The organism is Asaia prunellae JCM 25354 (assembly GCF_000613885.1).
GTDB classification, from domain to species: Bacteria; Pseudomonadota; Alphaproteobacteria; order Acetobacterales; family Acetobacteraceae; genus Asaia; species Asaia prunellae.
This window is the reverse complement of record NZ_BAJV01000001.1, coordinates 67396-82487: the sequence shown is the minus strand read 5'-3', so window position 1 is coordinate 82487 and position 15092 is coordinate 67396. Positions and strand designations below refer to the sequence as shown.

The 15092-nt window shown below is 55.8% G+C and carries 12 protein-coding genes, 1 tRNA gene and 3 pseudogenes; 10 read left to right on the top strand and 6 right to left on the bottom strand.

Annotation, left to right across the window (positions count from 1 at the left end; translation table 11 throughout):
- The first annotated feature begins 22 nt into the window (after positions 1-22).
- Both JCM25354_RS00375 and JCM25354_RS00370 read left to right on the top strand, forming a co-directional pair.
- Complete coding sequence (locus JCM25354_RS00375) at positions 23-1789, top strand: heparinase II/III family protein (protein ID WP_025884536.1); 1767 nt, start codon at positions 23-25, stop codon at positions 1787-1789.
- Complete coding sequence (locus tag JCM25354_RS00370; RefSeq protein ID WP_051537114.1) at positions 1786-2943, top strand: glycosyltransferase family 4 protein; 1158 nt, start codon at positions 1786-1788, stop codon at positions 2941-2943. Before JCM25354_RS00375 ends, JCM25354_RS00370 begins: the two co-directional genes overlap by 4 nt.
- On the opposite strand, the gene JCM25354_RS00365 is transcribed toward JCM25354_RS00370, so the two are convergent.
- From JCM25354_RS00365 to JCM25354_RS00350, 4 genes and pseudogenes are all read right to left on the bottom strand, one after another.
- Positions 2944-3558: a response regulator transcription factor gene (locus JCM25354_RS00365; protein ID WP_035446531.1), complete on the bottom strand. Its 615-nt coding sequence runs from the start codon at positions 3556-3558 to the stop codon at positions 2944-2946.
- Positions 3555-4649 carry a sensor histidine kinase gene (locus JCM25354_RS19580; protein ID WP_025884533.1) on the bottom strand — a complete coding sequence of 365 codons (1095 nt, stop codon included), beginning with the start codon at positions 4647-4649 and terminating at the stop codon, positions 3555-3557. Before JCM25354_RS19580 ends, JCM25354_RS00365 begins: the two co-directional genes overlap by 4 nt.
- 326 nt (positions 4650-4975) lie before the next feature.
- Positions 4976-6231, bottom strand: a pseudogene (tyrS, locus tag JCM25354_RS15510) (tyrosine--tRNA ligase).
- 157 nt (positions 6232-6388) lie between these two features.
- Positions 6389-7054 (bottom strand): alpha/beta hydrolase, encoded by a 666-nt coding sequence (locus JCM25354_RS00350; protein WP_025841477.1) that lies wholly within the window; start codon positions 7052-7054, stop codon positions 6389-6391.
- 471 nt (positions 7055-7525) lie between these two features.
- Here JCM25354_RS00350 and JCM25354_RS15505 point away from each other — a divergent pair.
- The 8 genes and pseudogenes from JCM25354_RS15505 to JCM25354_RS00305 all read left to right on the top strand — a co-directional run bounded on the left by JCM25354_RS15505 (position 7526) and on the right by JCM25354_RS00305 (position 13593).
- A pseudogene (locus tag JCM25354_RS15505) lies at positions 7526-8628 on the top strand (cysteine desulfurase family protein).
- Entirely contained in the window at positions 8625-9773 is a 1149-nt protein-coding gene (locus JCM25354_RS00335) for a cysteine desulfurase family protein (RefSeq protein ID WP_025884532.1), read from the top strand. Before JCM25354_RS15505 ends, JCM25354_RS00335 begins: the two are co-directional and overlap by 4 nt.
- Positions 9774-9796: 23 nt before the next feature.
- The gene (locus JCM25354_RS00330; protein WP_025884531.1) at positions 9797-10111 is read left to right on the top strand and encodes a ferredoxin family 2Fe-2S iron-sulfur cluster binding protein; all 315 of its coding nucleotides are present in this window, start codon (positions 9797-9799) and stop codon (positions 10109-10111) included.
- A 56-nt stretch (positions 10112-10167) separates the two neighbouring features.
- A complete protein-coding gene (gene mnmA, locus JCM25354_RS00325; protein ID WP_025884530.1) occupies positions 10168-11232 on the top strand; it encodes a tRNA 2-thiouridine(34) synthase MnmA in 1065 nt (354 codons plus the stop codon).
- A gap of 15 nt (positions 11233-11247) precedes the next feature.
- Complete coding sequence (locus JCM25354_RS00320) at positions 11248-11907, top strand: glutathione S-transferase family protein (RefSeq protein WP_025884529.1); 660 nt, start codon at positions 11248-11250, stop codon at positions 11905-11907.
- A 446-nt stretch (positions 11908-12353) separates the two neighbouring features.
- Entirely contained in the window at positions 12354-12767 is a 414-nt protein-coding gene (gene dksA / locus JCM25354_RS00315; RefSeq protein WP_025884528.1) for an RNA polymerase-binding protein DksA, read from the top strand.
- 68 nt (positions 12768-12835) lie between these two features.
- A tRNA-Thr gene (locus JCM25354_RS00310) sits at positions 12836-12910 on the top strand.
- Between the two features lie 185 nt (positions 12911-13095).
- On the top strand, positions 13096-13593 hold the full coding sequence (locus JCM25354_RS00305; protein WP_051537111.1) for an MliC family protein: 498 nt from the start codon (positions 13096-13098) through the stop codon (positions 13591-13593).
- Positions 13594-13685: 92 nt separating this feature from the next.
- Here the strand turns inward: JCM25354_RS00305 and JCM25354_RS20465 are convergent, their stop codons facing one another.
- The gene (locus JCM25354_RS20465; RefSeq protein WP_159103420.1) at positions 13686-13964 is read right to left on the bottom strand and encodes a DUF1090 family protein; all 279 of its coding nucleotides are present in this window, start codon (positions 13962-13964) and stop codon (positions 13686-13688) included.
- A gap of 271 nt (positions 13965-14235) precedes the next feature.
- A pseudogene (locus JCM25354_RS15500) lies at positions 14236-15035 on the bottom strand (SDR family NAD(P)-dependent oxidoreductase).
- Positions 15036-15092 lie beyond the last annotated feature (57 nt).

Sequence of the window (15092 nt, the reverse complement as noted above, 5' to 3'; positions counted from 1 at the left end):
CGACCAAAGGGACAATACGGGCATGTTCGGACGCTGGGCGCGTGAAGCTCGTCTTTCATTAGCCCGACTTCCATCGAGCGTGCCGGGTATTGCCCGAGCGCCTGATCGTCCCGTTCATGCGATACGCGATATCTGGCCGGGTAATCCCGATCATGGTGCGTTGCTTGTTGGTGGCACTGCCCGTTTCGAAGGGCACAGTATTCCGCTGCGTGCACATGACTGGGAATATGCGGATCTTGCGCCAGAAATGCGCGAGTGGTTGCAGGGTTTTACCTGGTTGCGTGATCTGCGTGCGCTTGGCAGTGACGAGGCCCGGCTCTATGCCCGCTCGATCGTTGGAAGCTGGATCGATCAGCCTCCTATAGACCCTCTCGTGCTGAATGCTCCTGCTACAGGGGCAAGGCTGGCCTCCTGGCTGGGTCACTTCGATTTTTTTGCAGCCTCGGCGAGTGGAGCCTTCCGTCAGAGAGTCATGGATCGTCTTCTGGTTGAAGGGCGACTGATTTCTGTCATGCTGCCTCTGCCCGAACAGGGGTGGAGCAATCTTGCTGCTCTCAAGGGGCTGCTTGCCGTTGCTGTCGCGATACCGTCCCAGACGGGTTTTCTGCAACGTTTCTATCGTTACACGGAGCAGGAGCTGGATCGTCTGATCCTGCCTGACGGTACTTTGCGTGAACGGAGTCCGCAGGCTCAGATGGAAGCCGCTCGTGAACTGGCTGAAATAAGCGTTTTCATGCGTATGGCGCAGCTTTCTCCATCAGAGAAAGTACAGAATGCCCTGGCGCGAATCTGTCCGGTTTTGCGTGCTCTCCGTCATGGCGATGGCAGTCTGGCGCTGTTTCACGGCAGCAAGGAGCAGGATGACCGGCAGATAGACCGGATTATCCAGTATGGGGCCCGTCAGCGTCTGCTTGCTCCCTCGATGCCTGATGGCGGTTTTTGGCGTATTGCCGCGGGTAAGGCACTCCTTTTTGTCGATGGAGCGCTACCTGCTTCGGCTCCCTATGATACAAATGCTCATGCGGCACCGCTTGCTCTGGAGTTCTCGCATGGCAGGCAGCGCCTCTTTGTCAATTGCGGTTCGGCCTCGACGGGGCAGTGGAAGAAGGCCCTGCGCGAAACCGCGGCGCATTCCTCTCTGGTAATCGAGGGAACATCCTGTTGCGATTTCAGCAGGGACGGGGCCATCCTGCGTCGTCCGGCTCATGTAACATTCAACCATCAGACCCAGGATGGCGCGCATTGGCTCGATGGCCAGCATGACGGCTGGTATCCCGGCTTTGGAGTGAACTGGCGTCGTCGGCTCTATCTTGGTCCGGTTGGCGAGGATTTGCGTGGTGAGGAATGTATTGATGGAGAGAGACGTGTCGCCTTTGCGCTGCGTTTCCATCTTCATCCATCGGTTCAGGCCGAACTGGCGCCTGATGGTGATGAGGTTCTGATGCATGCCGGTGGGATGATCTGGCGTTTTCGCCAGGAGGGGGGCACCCTTTCTCTTGAGCGTAGCGTTTATGTCGGCGGCGAAAAGCCGGTAGCAAGTTCCCAGATTGTGATTCGTCCTGCTGTGCCTGACAATGTTCTTCCCGTGGAAGAGACTCCTCTGTCAGTTGCTGAGACTGAACCAGGGGGAGAGACTTCTGATGAGGCGTCTCATTCCAGTCCTGCAGGTGATGAGGTTCCTTCGTCTGCTGATGACGGGTCTGTTATAGTGTCTGACCCTCCTCCCAGACCCGGCTGTCTGCCTGCCAGGCAGGTCGTGCAATGGGTCATGGAGCGAGTGCCTGAATGATCTGGCGCCGATCAAAAGGGGTGTCGGGTAAGGAGGCACCCGGTAGCAAACATATTCTCGAAATTACCAATGTGGATTTTGCCATGAGGCAATTTCTGCATCCCCTTATGCAGGCGCTGCGTGAGGCGGGACATCATGTCGAGGGAGGATGCGCGGAAGGGCCGCATCTGGCGGTGCTTCGTGAAGACGGATTTGTCGTGCATGCGCTGCCCATGGCACGTTCCTTTTCTCCGATCGCCCAGATCCGGGCGTTCAGGGCGCTCGTCAGGCTGATCCGGCAGACACGGCCTGATCTGGTGCATGGTCATATGCCAATCAGCGGTTTCCTGGCGCGTGTGGCAGGGTGGTGGTGTGGCGTTCCGTGTATTGCCTATACCTGCCACGGTTTCCTGTTCAATCAGCCCGGTTCGCTGAAACGGCGCGTCCTGTCCTTTCTGCTTGAATGGGGGGCGGGTCAGATCACGGATCGTTATATGACAGTTTCCCGGGCGGAGGCGCAGGATGCACGACGATTGCATATCCATCACGCCGCCCGCGGCATAGGCAACGGGCGCGACCCTGACCAGTACAAACCTGCTCCCGCGCTGCGCTCGTTCGTGCGCAAGGAGCTGGGTCTGACCGATGATCAGGTCGTCATTATCGCAGTATCGCGTATCGTCAGGCACAAGGGATACCCTGAGTTATTACGTGCCATGGAAAATGTGCCTGAGGCGGTTCTGCTGATTGTCGGAGACCGTCTGCCTTCCGACCATGGCGATGTAATGGCACAGGAATTCGCGCGCGCGACCGAGATTCTGGGGCCTCGTCTGCTGTTGCTTGGTTATCGTGAGGATACGCCGCGTCTTCTGGCAGCAGCGGATATCTTTACCCTGCCGAGCCATTTCGAGGGCCTGCCAATGTCGGTAATCGAGGCCATGCTGACCGGTCTCCCTGTGGTGGCAACCAACATCCGTGGCCCTGCCGAGCAGGTTGTACCGGGTGAAACAGGACTGCTTGTACCCCCGGGTCTGGCCGTACCTCTGGCCGGTGCCCTTACGGAGCTCGTCAGAAATCCGGGTATGCGTCAGGCAATGGGCGTGGCAGCACGTGAACGTGCCCTGGCTCTCTATGACCAGAAAGATGTGCTGAAACGTGTTGTTGAAATTCTGGGTTGATCAGAGCCAGCCATTCTGACGTGCGATCCGGCTGGCCTCGACCCGGTTCCTAGCGCCTATTTTCTGGATAATATCCGAGAAACAATTGCGCACTGTTCCGGGTGAGAGATGGAAAATTGTTGCAATCTCCTCCCCGGAGCGTCCGGACTCCACCAGCCGAAGAATGGCCCGGTCGCGTGAATTGAGCGGGTCATGAGTTGCATTCCAGACCTGTTGCGCGAGTGTGGGATCTATGGCGCGTCCTCCGCGCCCAACCTGACGCAGGGCTCCCGAAAGCTGGGAGAAAGGGGCGTCTTTCAGCAGATAGCCCCTGACTCCGGCATTGAGCGCCCGCTTCATATAGCCAGCGCGTGTAAACGTCGTAATAATGACAACGACTGTGTGAGCCTTGGTAGCCTGTAGCGTTTCGGCGAGTTCTATCCCTCCGAGTTCGGGCATTTCGATATCGGTCAGAAGAATATCCGGGCGGTGAGCCTGTACCAGTTCCAGAGCCTTGCGTCCGTTACCGGCTTTTCCCACAATTTCGAAATCAGGTTCCAATGAGAGCAGGGTGGCGAAAGCGTCCAGAAGCATGACCTGGTCTTCTGCCAGAACGAGCCGCAGCTTCTGTCTCATTGATCATTCCCAAAGGTGATGAGAAGGGTAGTCCCGTCACGACGACGTTCGATGGTGAGGTGGCCGTCAAGCCCGGCAAGACGTGCACGCATGCCTTTAATACCATTTCCCTCTCGGAATGAAAATGGATTTTCGCTGTTCTCAGGAGGAACGTGGTGGTCGCTGATCTCAATCAGCACCTGATCCTGCGCATTGCGACTGAAGCGTATGGTGCAGAGTTCCGCCCGAGCGTGGCGCAGGATATTGGTCAGCGCCTCGCGTAGTACCATGACCAGAACATCTTCCGACCCAGGGGGTATTATCGTTAGGTTACCAAAAAGCCTGAACCTGATTCCGGCTGTCTCAAATGTGAGACGACCATCTGCAAGTTCCTGTCTGAGACTTGTCAGGCGGATGCCTGAAACGGCAAGCCGGGTCTCGGCTAGAGCCTGGCGCGATTTCTCGCCGATTTCACGTAGTTCACTAGCTGCTTTTTCGGGATTATCCGGCAGATGACGAAGAGCGAGCTCGGATTTCAGTGCGATGAGTGTGAGGGAGTGGCCGAGCGTATCATGCAGATCGCGCGCAAAACGCTCGCGTTCGGTCATGAGTGTCAGGGTTCTGATTTCTTCCTGTGCAGCTTCCAGAGCGTTATTCTGTTTGTATAGGTCTGCTGAAAGTTTGGTGGTGGCAAAAACACCCAGCGCCACAACGAGAGTGATCAGACTGCCGAGCGCATTGTTACCCAGGAACCAGCTCAGAAAACAGTAAGGGACGAGAATTGCAACCAGGGTCACAACTCTAGGCACAGGAGACGCAATGGCTCCGCAAGTTGCGGCTGCCGAAATAAAGAAAACATCCCAATATCCCCTGAAGGGAATGAGAGCGACCCCGATCATTGCGTAGATCCCGGCCCTCAGCCCCACGGTCAGCGCAAAATGTCCTGGCAGGAATGGCAGTATGAGAAAGAGAACGGCTCCGGCCAGAAAGGCACTAACAGCGCCTGGCGTTGTGCCGTTTGAAAGCCATGGCAGGGGATAAAGCAGAAGATAGATACCAAAGCTGAGACGCCGCGTGAGCGCCAGACGTGTCGTGTCATGGATGCAGCTCATGTGAAGACCTCCACATCGCAGACTGGTCGACCAGGCAGACGCAGCACATGGTCGTGTATCTCCAGGGCTGTGGCAAAGGCCAATCCGCCTGGATCAATCGGAGTACAACGCGGGCAAGGTAATATTTTGCAAAAGGTAACCATTTCCGTTTCCTGTGATCGCCGTTTTCTGTCGGTGACCATGGAGGAGATTACGATCTGCAAATAGTGTGCAGTATCACGCCTTATTCATGACAGGGAATTACATGAAATTTAAGCGAGATACTGCTGACAGATGCTGAAGCAGTGCAAGGTCATGCTGCTCTGTTGATCCGATCTCTCCAGAGATCAGACCGGACGTATGAGCAAATGGCGTTTTTTGCCGGAAGAGAGTTTGAGCACGCCTTCAACCAGATCATCCATCGTGACAATCAGGTTTTCATCATTGACCTGCGTGTCATTAAGTCGTGCCCCACCGCCACGGATCAGACGGCGGGCTTCGCTGTTGGTTGTGACGAGACCGGATTCACCGAATAGTCTGAAAGCCGGAATGCCGGCTTCAAGCTCGGCTTTGGGGAGATCGCGAGAAGGGAGATCGATGGCCAGACTGCCTGTCTCGAAAGCCTGTCTGGCTGTTTCCGCAGCAGCTTCAGCCGCCTCCCGTCCATGGCAGATGGCGGTCGCCTCGGTGGCCAGGATTTTTTTTGCTTCGTTGATGGCAGCCCCTTCGAGTGTCCCGAGGCGTTCGCATTCCTCAACCGGCAGATCGGTAAAGAATTTGAGGAAACGTCCGACATCGGCATCTTCGGTATTACGCCAGAACTGCCAGTATTCGAATATCGGGAATTTCTTGGCGCTGACCCAAGTGGCTCCATTGGCCGATTTCCCCATTTTGGCGCCGGAAGAGGTCGTCACGAGGGGAGTTGTCAGGCCGAAGACCTGTCTGGAATCCGTGCGTCGCGCCAGATCGATTCCGGCCACGATATTGCCCCACTGATCCGAGCCACCCATCTGCAACACGGCCCCATGACGGCGATTCAGTTCACGGAAGTCATAGGATTGCAGAATGGAATAGTTGAATTCGAGAAAGGTCAGACCCTGCTCACGATCAAGACGCTGTTTTACGCTCTCGAAAGACAGCATGCGACTGATCGAGAAATGGACCCCGACATCCTGCAGCAGCTCGATATAGGAAAGGCGATCAAGCCAGTCTGCATTGTTGACAAGCATGGCATCACTTGTTCCCGCACCGAAATTCAGGAACTGGCGCAGGCTGACTTCGATGCCAGCGAGATTATGTGCAAGTTTCTCGGGGCTCATCAGGCGCGTGCTTCGTCACGAAAGGACGGGTCGCCAATCTTCGCCGTACCGCCGCCCATCAGGGCAATCGGGCGATGGCCATGCTTCTGCAACAGGCGCAGCATCATGATAGACAAGGCATTGCCGACATGCAGTGAATCTGCTGTCGGGTCGAAGCCGATATAACCGGTTACCGGCCCTGCGCACATGGCGTCATCAAGCGCAGCCAGGTCAGTGCACTGGAAAATATAGCCCCGAGCGTAAGCCTCTTTCAGAAAAGGACTTTTCAGCGCGTGCTCTGCCATATCGGTCTATCCACTATCAGTCGGTTTGGAGCAGGGGTCGTAGCATGAAAACAGCGCCAAGCCGACCGCTGTCGTGAGAAACCCCCGTTAAGGTGCAATAAAAAAAGGCGGAGAAGACCTCTCCGCCTTTGTCTGGGCCTGCGTCAGCTCGCGCAGATCAGTCTGCGGCAATGGCTAGAACGCGGCGATTGCGCATGACGGTCACATGATCTTCAAGGGCGGAAGCGACTTTCTCTGCTTCGCTTGCAAAGATGTGGTTCGCGCCTTCAAAAATGCGATAATCGACTTCGACATTCTTCTGTGTGTTCAGCTTGTCCACCAGCTTGCGAATGCCTGGCTCTGGAGCCATGTCATCCTTGTCGCCGGCAATCATCAGACCACCACAGGGGCAGGGGGCAAGAAAACCAAAATCGTAGTCATTGGCCGGGGGGGCTACACTGATCCAGCCACTGATTTCTGGACGGCGCATCAGAAGCTGCATGCCGACAAAGGCGCCGAAGGAATACCCTGCAATCCAGAGCTCGCTGGAATTGGGATTAACCATCTGCATCCAGTCGAGTGCGGCAGCAGCATCCGAGATTTCTCCAATCCCGCCATCATAACGCCCCTGCGAACGGCCAACGCCGCGCGAGTTGTAGCGCATGACCGAAAAACCCATTTTCTCGAACGACCGATACATCGTGTAGGTGATGCGGTTGTTCATGGTACCGCCGTGAAGCGGATGTGGATGCAGAACCAGAGCGAGCGGCGCATTCGGCTCGTCAGAATGGTGGTAGCGACCCTCCAACCGGCCGTCTGGGCCGGCGAACATGACTTCAGGCATCAAAATGCTTCCGAATTGACCCTCAGCCAGCATGTGAATGCGGCTGAAGGAAGGTGTTTTTATTGTGGGAACGGAACCTGACCGCATGGGACATGCCCAATGAAGGGCACGGGCCCGGTGCGAAATGGTTCATGATGAACGGCGTGGAGATGTCAGCCCTGCTGTATTATGCGACCGGTTATCGGACGAGCGGCTGGTCGAGGGTAGAAACCACAAAAGGATTCGACTGGCGTTGAAACGCACATGGACAAGCTCCTCGACGGTGAGAGGATATCAGGCCGACATCCCCTGACGCGACATCGTCTGCTTCCGGGGGTAAGCCCGACCAGCAAAAACGACCGTCACGTCATCATTGGCGCAGTGTATAACGAGGCTAAAGGGTAAAATTCCACAGAAATCGTCAATCGGAGCGATTTCACCTCCGTGAGGTTTTGACTTGCACTTGCTCAACGCAACCCGATCTATAGGTCCATGACCGTTTATCTTGACGCGAATGCTACTGAAATTCTGCGTGATGGCGCCATCGCTGCCATGCTTGATTCTGCCCGTCTGGCAGGTAATCCGTCATCGGTTCACGGGCCGGGCCGCGAGGCGCGTCGTGTGCTTGAGGCAGCCCGGGAGGCAATCGGTCGTATCTGGCAGCCGGGCCTGAACAGGTGGTATTTACTTCAGGGGGCACAGAAGCCAATGCCCTGGCCATCCATGCTTTTGGTCAGGAACGACGCCTGCTGATCGGCGCAACCGAGCATGATGCGGTGCGTATGGCGTCGCCCGATCATGAGATTGTGCCGGTTCTTCCTGATGGCAGCTTGTGCCTTCAGGCGCTTGAAGCGGCCCTTCAGCGTGAGGGGGGCGCCCTTGTCTGTGCAATGGCGGCCAATAATGAGACAGGTATCCTGCATCCGCTCGAAGCTATCGGCACTCTTTGCAGGCAGTATGGCGCCCTGCTTCATGTTGATGCTGTGCAGGTGGCAGGGCGTCAGCTTGCGGGGGACAAAAGACTTTCGGTCGCGGGGCTGACCAGTCTCGCGGTTTCTGGTCACAAGGCTGGAGGGATCAAGGGAGCCGGGGCTCTGATTCTGGGTGCTGAAGGACATGTATCGCCCATGTTGCGTGGTGGCGGTCAGGAGCGGGGGCGTCGTGGAGGCACACCGGCTCTGCCTGCCATTGTTTCGATGGCTGCGGCTTTCGGTCTGGCGATGGAACAGGACTGGTCCCTCATTGCTTCCTTGCGTGATCAGATAGACATGACCGCCCTTTCCTGTGGTGCCCGTATCACGGGAGACAGGAAATGCCCGCGTCTGCCCAATACGACTTCGCTGATCCTCCCGGGTATCTCGGCCCAGACGCAGCTCATGATGCTGGATCTTGCAGGCTATGCGGTCTCGACCGGTTCGGCCTGTTCGTCAGGCAAGGTGTCGGCTTCTCATGTGCTTCAGGCCATGGGGCTGGAAGACGATGCCGCCTGCGCCATCAGAGTTTCCCTGCCCTGGAATATCACAGAGAGTCAGGTGGAAGGGTTTGTCGGTGCCTATGTTGATATGGCGCGCCGCCTTGGAAAGAAAACAGCATGATCTATCTCGATAATCAGGCAACGACGCGTTGCGATCCCGAGGTGGTATCGGCCATGCTGCCCTGGTTCAGCGAGCATTATGGCAACCCTCATAGTGAAGGGCATGAGGCGGGAGCCGTAGCTTCCCGGGCTGTTGAGAAGGCACGTGACGATATTGCCGGTCTGATAGGGGCGACGTCGCGAGAGATCATTTTCACCTCCGGTGCAACCGAGGCAAACAACCTCGCCATAAAGGGCGCCGCGCGTCATATCGCCCGTCTGGGGGGCGATCGCCGTCGGGTGATTACGGTCGCTACCGAACATAAATGCGTCCTCGAATCCGTGCGCGATCTTGCTTCAGAAGGTTTCGAGCCGGTCATCCTGCCGGTATCCCGATCTGGTCTGGTTGATTCTGATGTGCTTGAGCAAGCGCTGAAAGTGCCTACCGCGCTTGTCAGCATCATGACTGCCAACAACGAGACCGGAGTGATACAGGACATTGGTGTCCTGTCGTCGCTTTCGAGGCAGGCCGGGGCGCTTTTTCATACCGACGCAGCGCAGGCAGCGGGAAAAAAAGCACTGACTTGTGCCAATATCGACCTTATGTCGTTATCTGCGCATAAGTTTTACGGGCCGAAAGGCGTCGGTGCCCTCTATGTCAGGCATCGGCCGCGCGTAAGGTTGCATCCTCTTTTTTCCGGGGGCGGGCAGGAGAGGGGACTGCGCTCGGGCACATTGCCAACGCCTCTTGTCGTCGGTTTTGGTGAGGCGGCGCGTCTTGCCCGGAGCTGGTTGCCAGAGGAAACATGCCGTATCGAAAAGCTGAGAGAGCAGATTCTTGCTGGGCTTGAGACACTGTTTCCCGGCCTTGTCGTTAATGGTGCAGATGCAGAACGTCTTCCTGGTGCACTCAATCTCATGTTTCCGCCCGGCTATGAAGCTCGCGCACTTATGGATGCCATGCCGGATGTCGCTGTTTCGACTGGTTCGGCCTGTACCTCTGCTGCGATCACCCCTTCTTATGTGCTGACCGCGATGGGACTGGATGCAAAAGAGGCCGCACGATGCTTGCGTCTGTCGGTCGGACGCTTTACCTCCACGCCCGAGATCGTGCAGGCCCTCGACCGGTTCGGGGTGGCGGCACGCGAGGCCCGTAGTGCCTCGTAACGAAGAACCAGGGTAACAAGAACATGCCTCATATGATTTTTGTCGAGCAGGATGGCACCCGAAAGGAAGTCGACGCTCCGATCGGCCTTTCCGTGCTCGAAATCGCGCATAAGCACGATATCGAACTCGAAGGTGCCTGCGAGGGTTCGCTGGCTTGCGCCACCTGCCATGTGGTGGTTGACCCGGCATGGGCTGACAAGCTCTCAGCACCGACGGATGACGAAGAAGACATGCTTGATCTGGCTTTTGGTCTCGAAAAGACTTCCCGTCTGGGCTGTCAGATCGTTATGACGGAAGCGCTGGACGGCCTAGTGGTGCGTTTACCCAAATCATCCTGAACTCCGGGGCGTTTTGCTTCGGAGCTCTCCCCATTTTCAGACCATAGAGAGATCTCATGCGTATCCTAGTTGCCATGTCGGGAGGCGTGGACAGTTCCGTTGTGGCCGCGACCCTGAAACAGGAAGGGCATGAGGTCATTGGTGCCACGCTTCAGCTTTATGATCACGGACAGGCTGTTTCCAAACCGGGAGCATGCTGTGCCGGGCGTGATATTCTTGATGCCCGGGCCGTAGCGGATCGTTTGGATATTCCGCATTACGTTATTGATGCAGAAGAGCGCTTCCGCAGCAGTGTGATGGCGAGTTTTGCCGACAGCTATGCGCGTGGAGAGACCCCTGTACCCTGTGTTGCCTGCAATCAGGGAGTAAAATTTACCGACCTGCTCAGCATGGCCCGCGATCTGGGATGCGAGGCGATGGCGACCGGCCATTACGTACGTCGTGTCGAGGGTGAGGGGCGGGCTGAATTGCATCGCCCCGCTGATCTGTCGCGTGACCAGTCATGGTTTCTGTTCGCGACCACCCAGGACCAGCTTGATTACCTGCGTTTTCCGCTGGGTGATATGCCCAACAAGGATGCCGTTCGCCAGAAGGCACAGGAGTTTGGCCTCGCCATCGCAGCCAAGCCAGACAGTCAGGATATCTGTTTTGTACCCTCGGGTACCTATGCCTCTGTTGTGGAGAAGCTGCGGCCCGAAACCAACGGTGCGGGTGAGATCGTTGATGAGACGGGGCGCATTCTGGGGCAGCATGAAGGCATTGCCCGCTACACAGTCGGGCAGAGCAAGCGCCTTGGCGATATTCATACCAAGGATGGGCGCCGCCAGATCGTGAAACGGATCGACGCTTCAACACGTCGTATCATTGTCGGCCCCAAGGAAAGTGCCGGACGGATCGAATTCGCGCTGCGTGACATGAACTGGCTGATTGAGCCTTCATCTGATGGTGTTCGCTGTCACGTGCAGATCAGAGCGCGTGAGGTCTCGCGTGAGGCCTGGGTCTATCCCCTTGCTGATGGGGCAAGGGTAGTGTTGGATGAGCCTGCCATGCCAGCGCCGGGGCAGGCCTGCGTACTTTATCAGGGGAGCAGGGTGCTCGGCGGGGGCTTCATTCTTTCCTGAGAGGAAAACCCCGCCTTGGATCGTCTCGTCATTGGTACACGCCGCTATTCCTCATGGTCTCTTCGTGGCTGGCTGGCTGTACGGTGCGCCGGTCTGGAGGTTGAGGATCAGGTGATCCCCCTGCGTGGTGCAGGCCAGACCCGGGAAATCCATGAAATCTCGCCTAATGCCCTGGTGCCGTACCTTGAGCATCAGGGTGCAAGGATCTGGGAAAGTCTGGCGATCTGCGAATATTGCGCTGAAATCAGTCCGTCGCTTTGGCCAAGGGATTGGATGGCCCGTGCCACAGCACGCAGCGTTGCCTCTGAAATGCATGCCGGCTTTCGTGCCCTGAGGCAGGCTCTGCCCATGAATCTGGGGCGGGAAGGGAGACCGCGCGCGACAATGCCGGACGAGGCATTGAGCGATATCGGCATGATTGATCGTCTCTGGTGCAAGACGCGTGAGTGCTTTGGTGGCTCTGGTCCCTATCTCTTTGGTACCGTTTTTACCAATGCTGATATTATGTTTGCGCCTGTTGCATCACGCTTTGCTTCTTATGGGGTTACTCTCTCAGAGGACGCCAGCACCTATTGTCATGCCGTGCTTAACCATCCGCTCATGCGCGAATGGTATCGCCTTGCAGCGCAGGAACCGGAAGAATGGCGTCTTGATCGTTACGAAAGTCTGGACTGAGGAAAAGGAAATCTTCCTTTTTTGACCAGGAACAGATTATTCCGGCAGACTGTAATATCTCGCGGAATGCGGCGACAGGGGTAGACCGCCGAGCAGCAGACGTTGAACGGGAAAAGGAGGAGTAATGATTCTGCAGAGGTCACGTTCTTTTCCGCGACGTATTTGTTTTGAGGTGTGGAAAAAGATTATTGCTTGAGAAGTAGTAATTTGTTCACCAAATCTATGTGTCAATTTTATTTCAATGTCATAATTTCAGGTATTTCCATCTCTCGTCATTCGAGAACAGATGTTTTTTTAATTCGGACTTGGCGAACGTTGCGTGCCCGGCTATAAGCCGCGCCAAACCAGCCTGCCGTTATGCCCATGATACGGGTTCGATCCTGTTCCCACCCATAAGGCACGCAGAACGGTGCGGCCCAAGCGACTTGCGTTAAGGACAGACGTGCATGATCACGCTCCCACCGGATTATCGGCCCTCTGACGAAGAAGAGTTCATGAATCCGCTTCATGTGGAGTTCTTCAGACAGAAGTTGCTTCGCTGGCGCAATGACCTTCTCAAGGAGGCTAACCTGACGCTTGCCAGCCTGTCGGAGGGTGGAATTCATGAAGCCGATGTTACCGACCGTGCCAGCGTGGAGACCGACCGTGCGCTTGAACTGCGCACGCGGGATCGTGCCCGCAAGCTGATCGGCAAGATCAATCTTGCACTGCAGCGCATCGAAAACGGCTCCTATGGCTATTGCGAGGAGACAGGCGAGCCGATCGGCCTGAAGCGGCTCGAGGCCCGGCCTATTGCGACCATGTCGATTGAGGCGCAGGAGCGCCATGAGCGTATGGAAAAAATTCACCGCGACGACTGATTCTTTTATAAAAAAGCGCTTTCGGGGCTTGCAGCTTTCGGGCTGAGAAGCTACGAAGCGCTCCAGTTGCTGCTGTAGCTCAGTGGTAGAGCACTCCCTTGGTAAGGGAGAGGTCGCGAGTTCAATCCTCGCTAGCAGCACCATGATTTTCCTGAAAATATATTCCGTGTCGTCGTTTGCCCCTTGTCCCAGAAGGCACACACAAACGGCACGTATCGGATCTGTCAAACAGAAGAAGATCACTTCGACGCGTATCATCCGTTGCTGATCAAGCTTTTCCAATTCTTCCAGAACCGTTGGTAGGCGACGCGACAGAAGCTGCCTGCTTATGCTGAGATCATGGAGGCGGGATGAGCGTGTTGTTCTGTCGAGCGAAGGCCCTTATTCTCGACTGACTGACGAAAAAGGGTGGAACATGATCAGTAAGCTGACGATCGCTGCAGTTGTTCTGACGACAGTTATGATGATCTCTCCGGCATACGCGGAGAAAGAAACGTCTCTCTCGGTCCCTCTCTCCGTTTCAACCGAGATTCAGCGGCAGGATGTATCCTATGTCTGCAAGGCGAAAAAAGGCGCCAGCTCGGCCAAGCTGCGCGGTGTTCTGGCAGAAAAAGTGGTCAAGGTCAGTTACGTCAATGCCGGCGATATCAGCCTGGCTGTGCTGCAGATCGAGGGGAAAACCCAGATCTTCTCGAATGTCGTTGCTGCGGATGGTGCAAAATATGTCGCAGGCCAATATGTCTGGTGGACCCGAAGCGATGAGGCACTTTTCTCGAGTGAGACGGATGCCAGCGCAATGCTGAATTGTCATGAAATCAAGGGCTGAGCGTAGCAGTCTGTCTTTTATCGAGAGTCTTTGGCAGAGATGGCGGGCAATTTCCGACCGCCATTCTGTAGCATTGCCGGGTTGGAGCGCGTCTAGTTATCTCTGTTGCGGTCGTGGTGATCGTGGTGGCGATTTCTTTGACGGTTGGTCTTGCGTTTGTCGTAGTAATACTGGTTCTGCTGGCAGTTCAGTTTGACCTGATCCAGAGATCTCTCGAGCCCTGTAATTCTCTGGGTATTGTTATAATTTCTGGCTATCGAAATCTGGTATTCAAGGTTCTGGATTTTCTTGTCGCAATTTGTCCCTGCCTGAGCTTGCGATGCGGCAAGACCAACAAGCAAGGTGCCTAGCGTAAGGATTGTCAGCTTCAATGGTGCTCTCCCTGATGAGATCGCTGAATACGGTGTAAATCAGCTATTCTCTGCAGAATATATGAAAGTCATCATAGGATTGATTGTGAGAAATTACAGACTCACTATATCAGTATAATCGTGATTTTTGTTTTCTGCGTGCTGGTTCCGAAGTATCGTCGACGACGCAGAAGTGTAAATCATCCGTGCCTGAAGAGAGTTTCTCGCAATTTTCGAAAAGAACTCTCAGAGGCTGCGCCTCGCAAGAGCGAGGACGCAGTTCGGAGCTGGATCAGAGGATACCGCCGGAAATAGGCAGCGTTACGCCTGTGATATAGCTTGAATCTTCACTGAGCAGGAACGCGACCGTTCCCGGAATTTCCTCGATATCGCCAAGGCGCCGCATCGGGACACCTGCGACCATATCGATTTTCACCTTTTCGGGATCAGTTGAAAAATACTGGGTATTGGTAGCCGCCTGGAGCTCTGTCTGGCGATCCCACATGAAGCCTGGCCCCATCAATGCGGGAGCAATGCCGTTGACCCGGATATTATGTGGCGCGAGGTCTTTCGAGCTACCTGGGTAAGGCCGACCACGCCGAATTTTGATGAGCCATAGGCACCCATATTGGGCGGGCCCTGTAATCCGGCCATGCTGGCGGTGTTGACGATACTGCCTGAGCGACGGTCGACCATGCGACGCGATACGGCGCGTAATACGTGAAACGCGCCGACGAGATCGATATCCACCACACGCTGGAAATCTTCCGCCGGGTATTCATGGATTGGGGCAAAGGCCCCCTGATAGCCGGCATTGTTGAAGAGGAAGTCAATCGGTCCCACCGTTTTTTCGGCGTATTCCACTGCGTCTTCCACGCTTTTGTAATTCGTAACGTCGCAGACGACTGTCTTCACCTTTACTCCATGCTCGGCAAAGCCCTTGGCAGCATCATCGAGCTTGGCCTGATCGAGGTCGAGCAGAATTACATGGCTGCCTTCCCTGGCGAGACGCCGGGCAACGGCGAGGCCAATATTGCCAGCAGCACCTGTGACCAGTGCTGTCTTGCCTGCAAAGCGTTTCGTATCACTCATCGATTGGTTTTCCTTAGGAGCCTGTTACGGGCCAGGAGCCCGAGACAGGTGAAATAC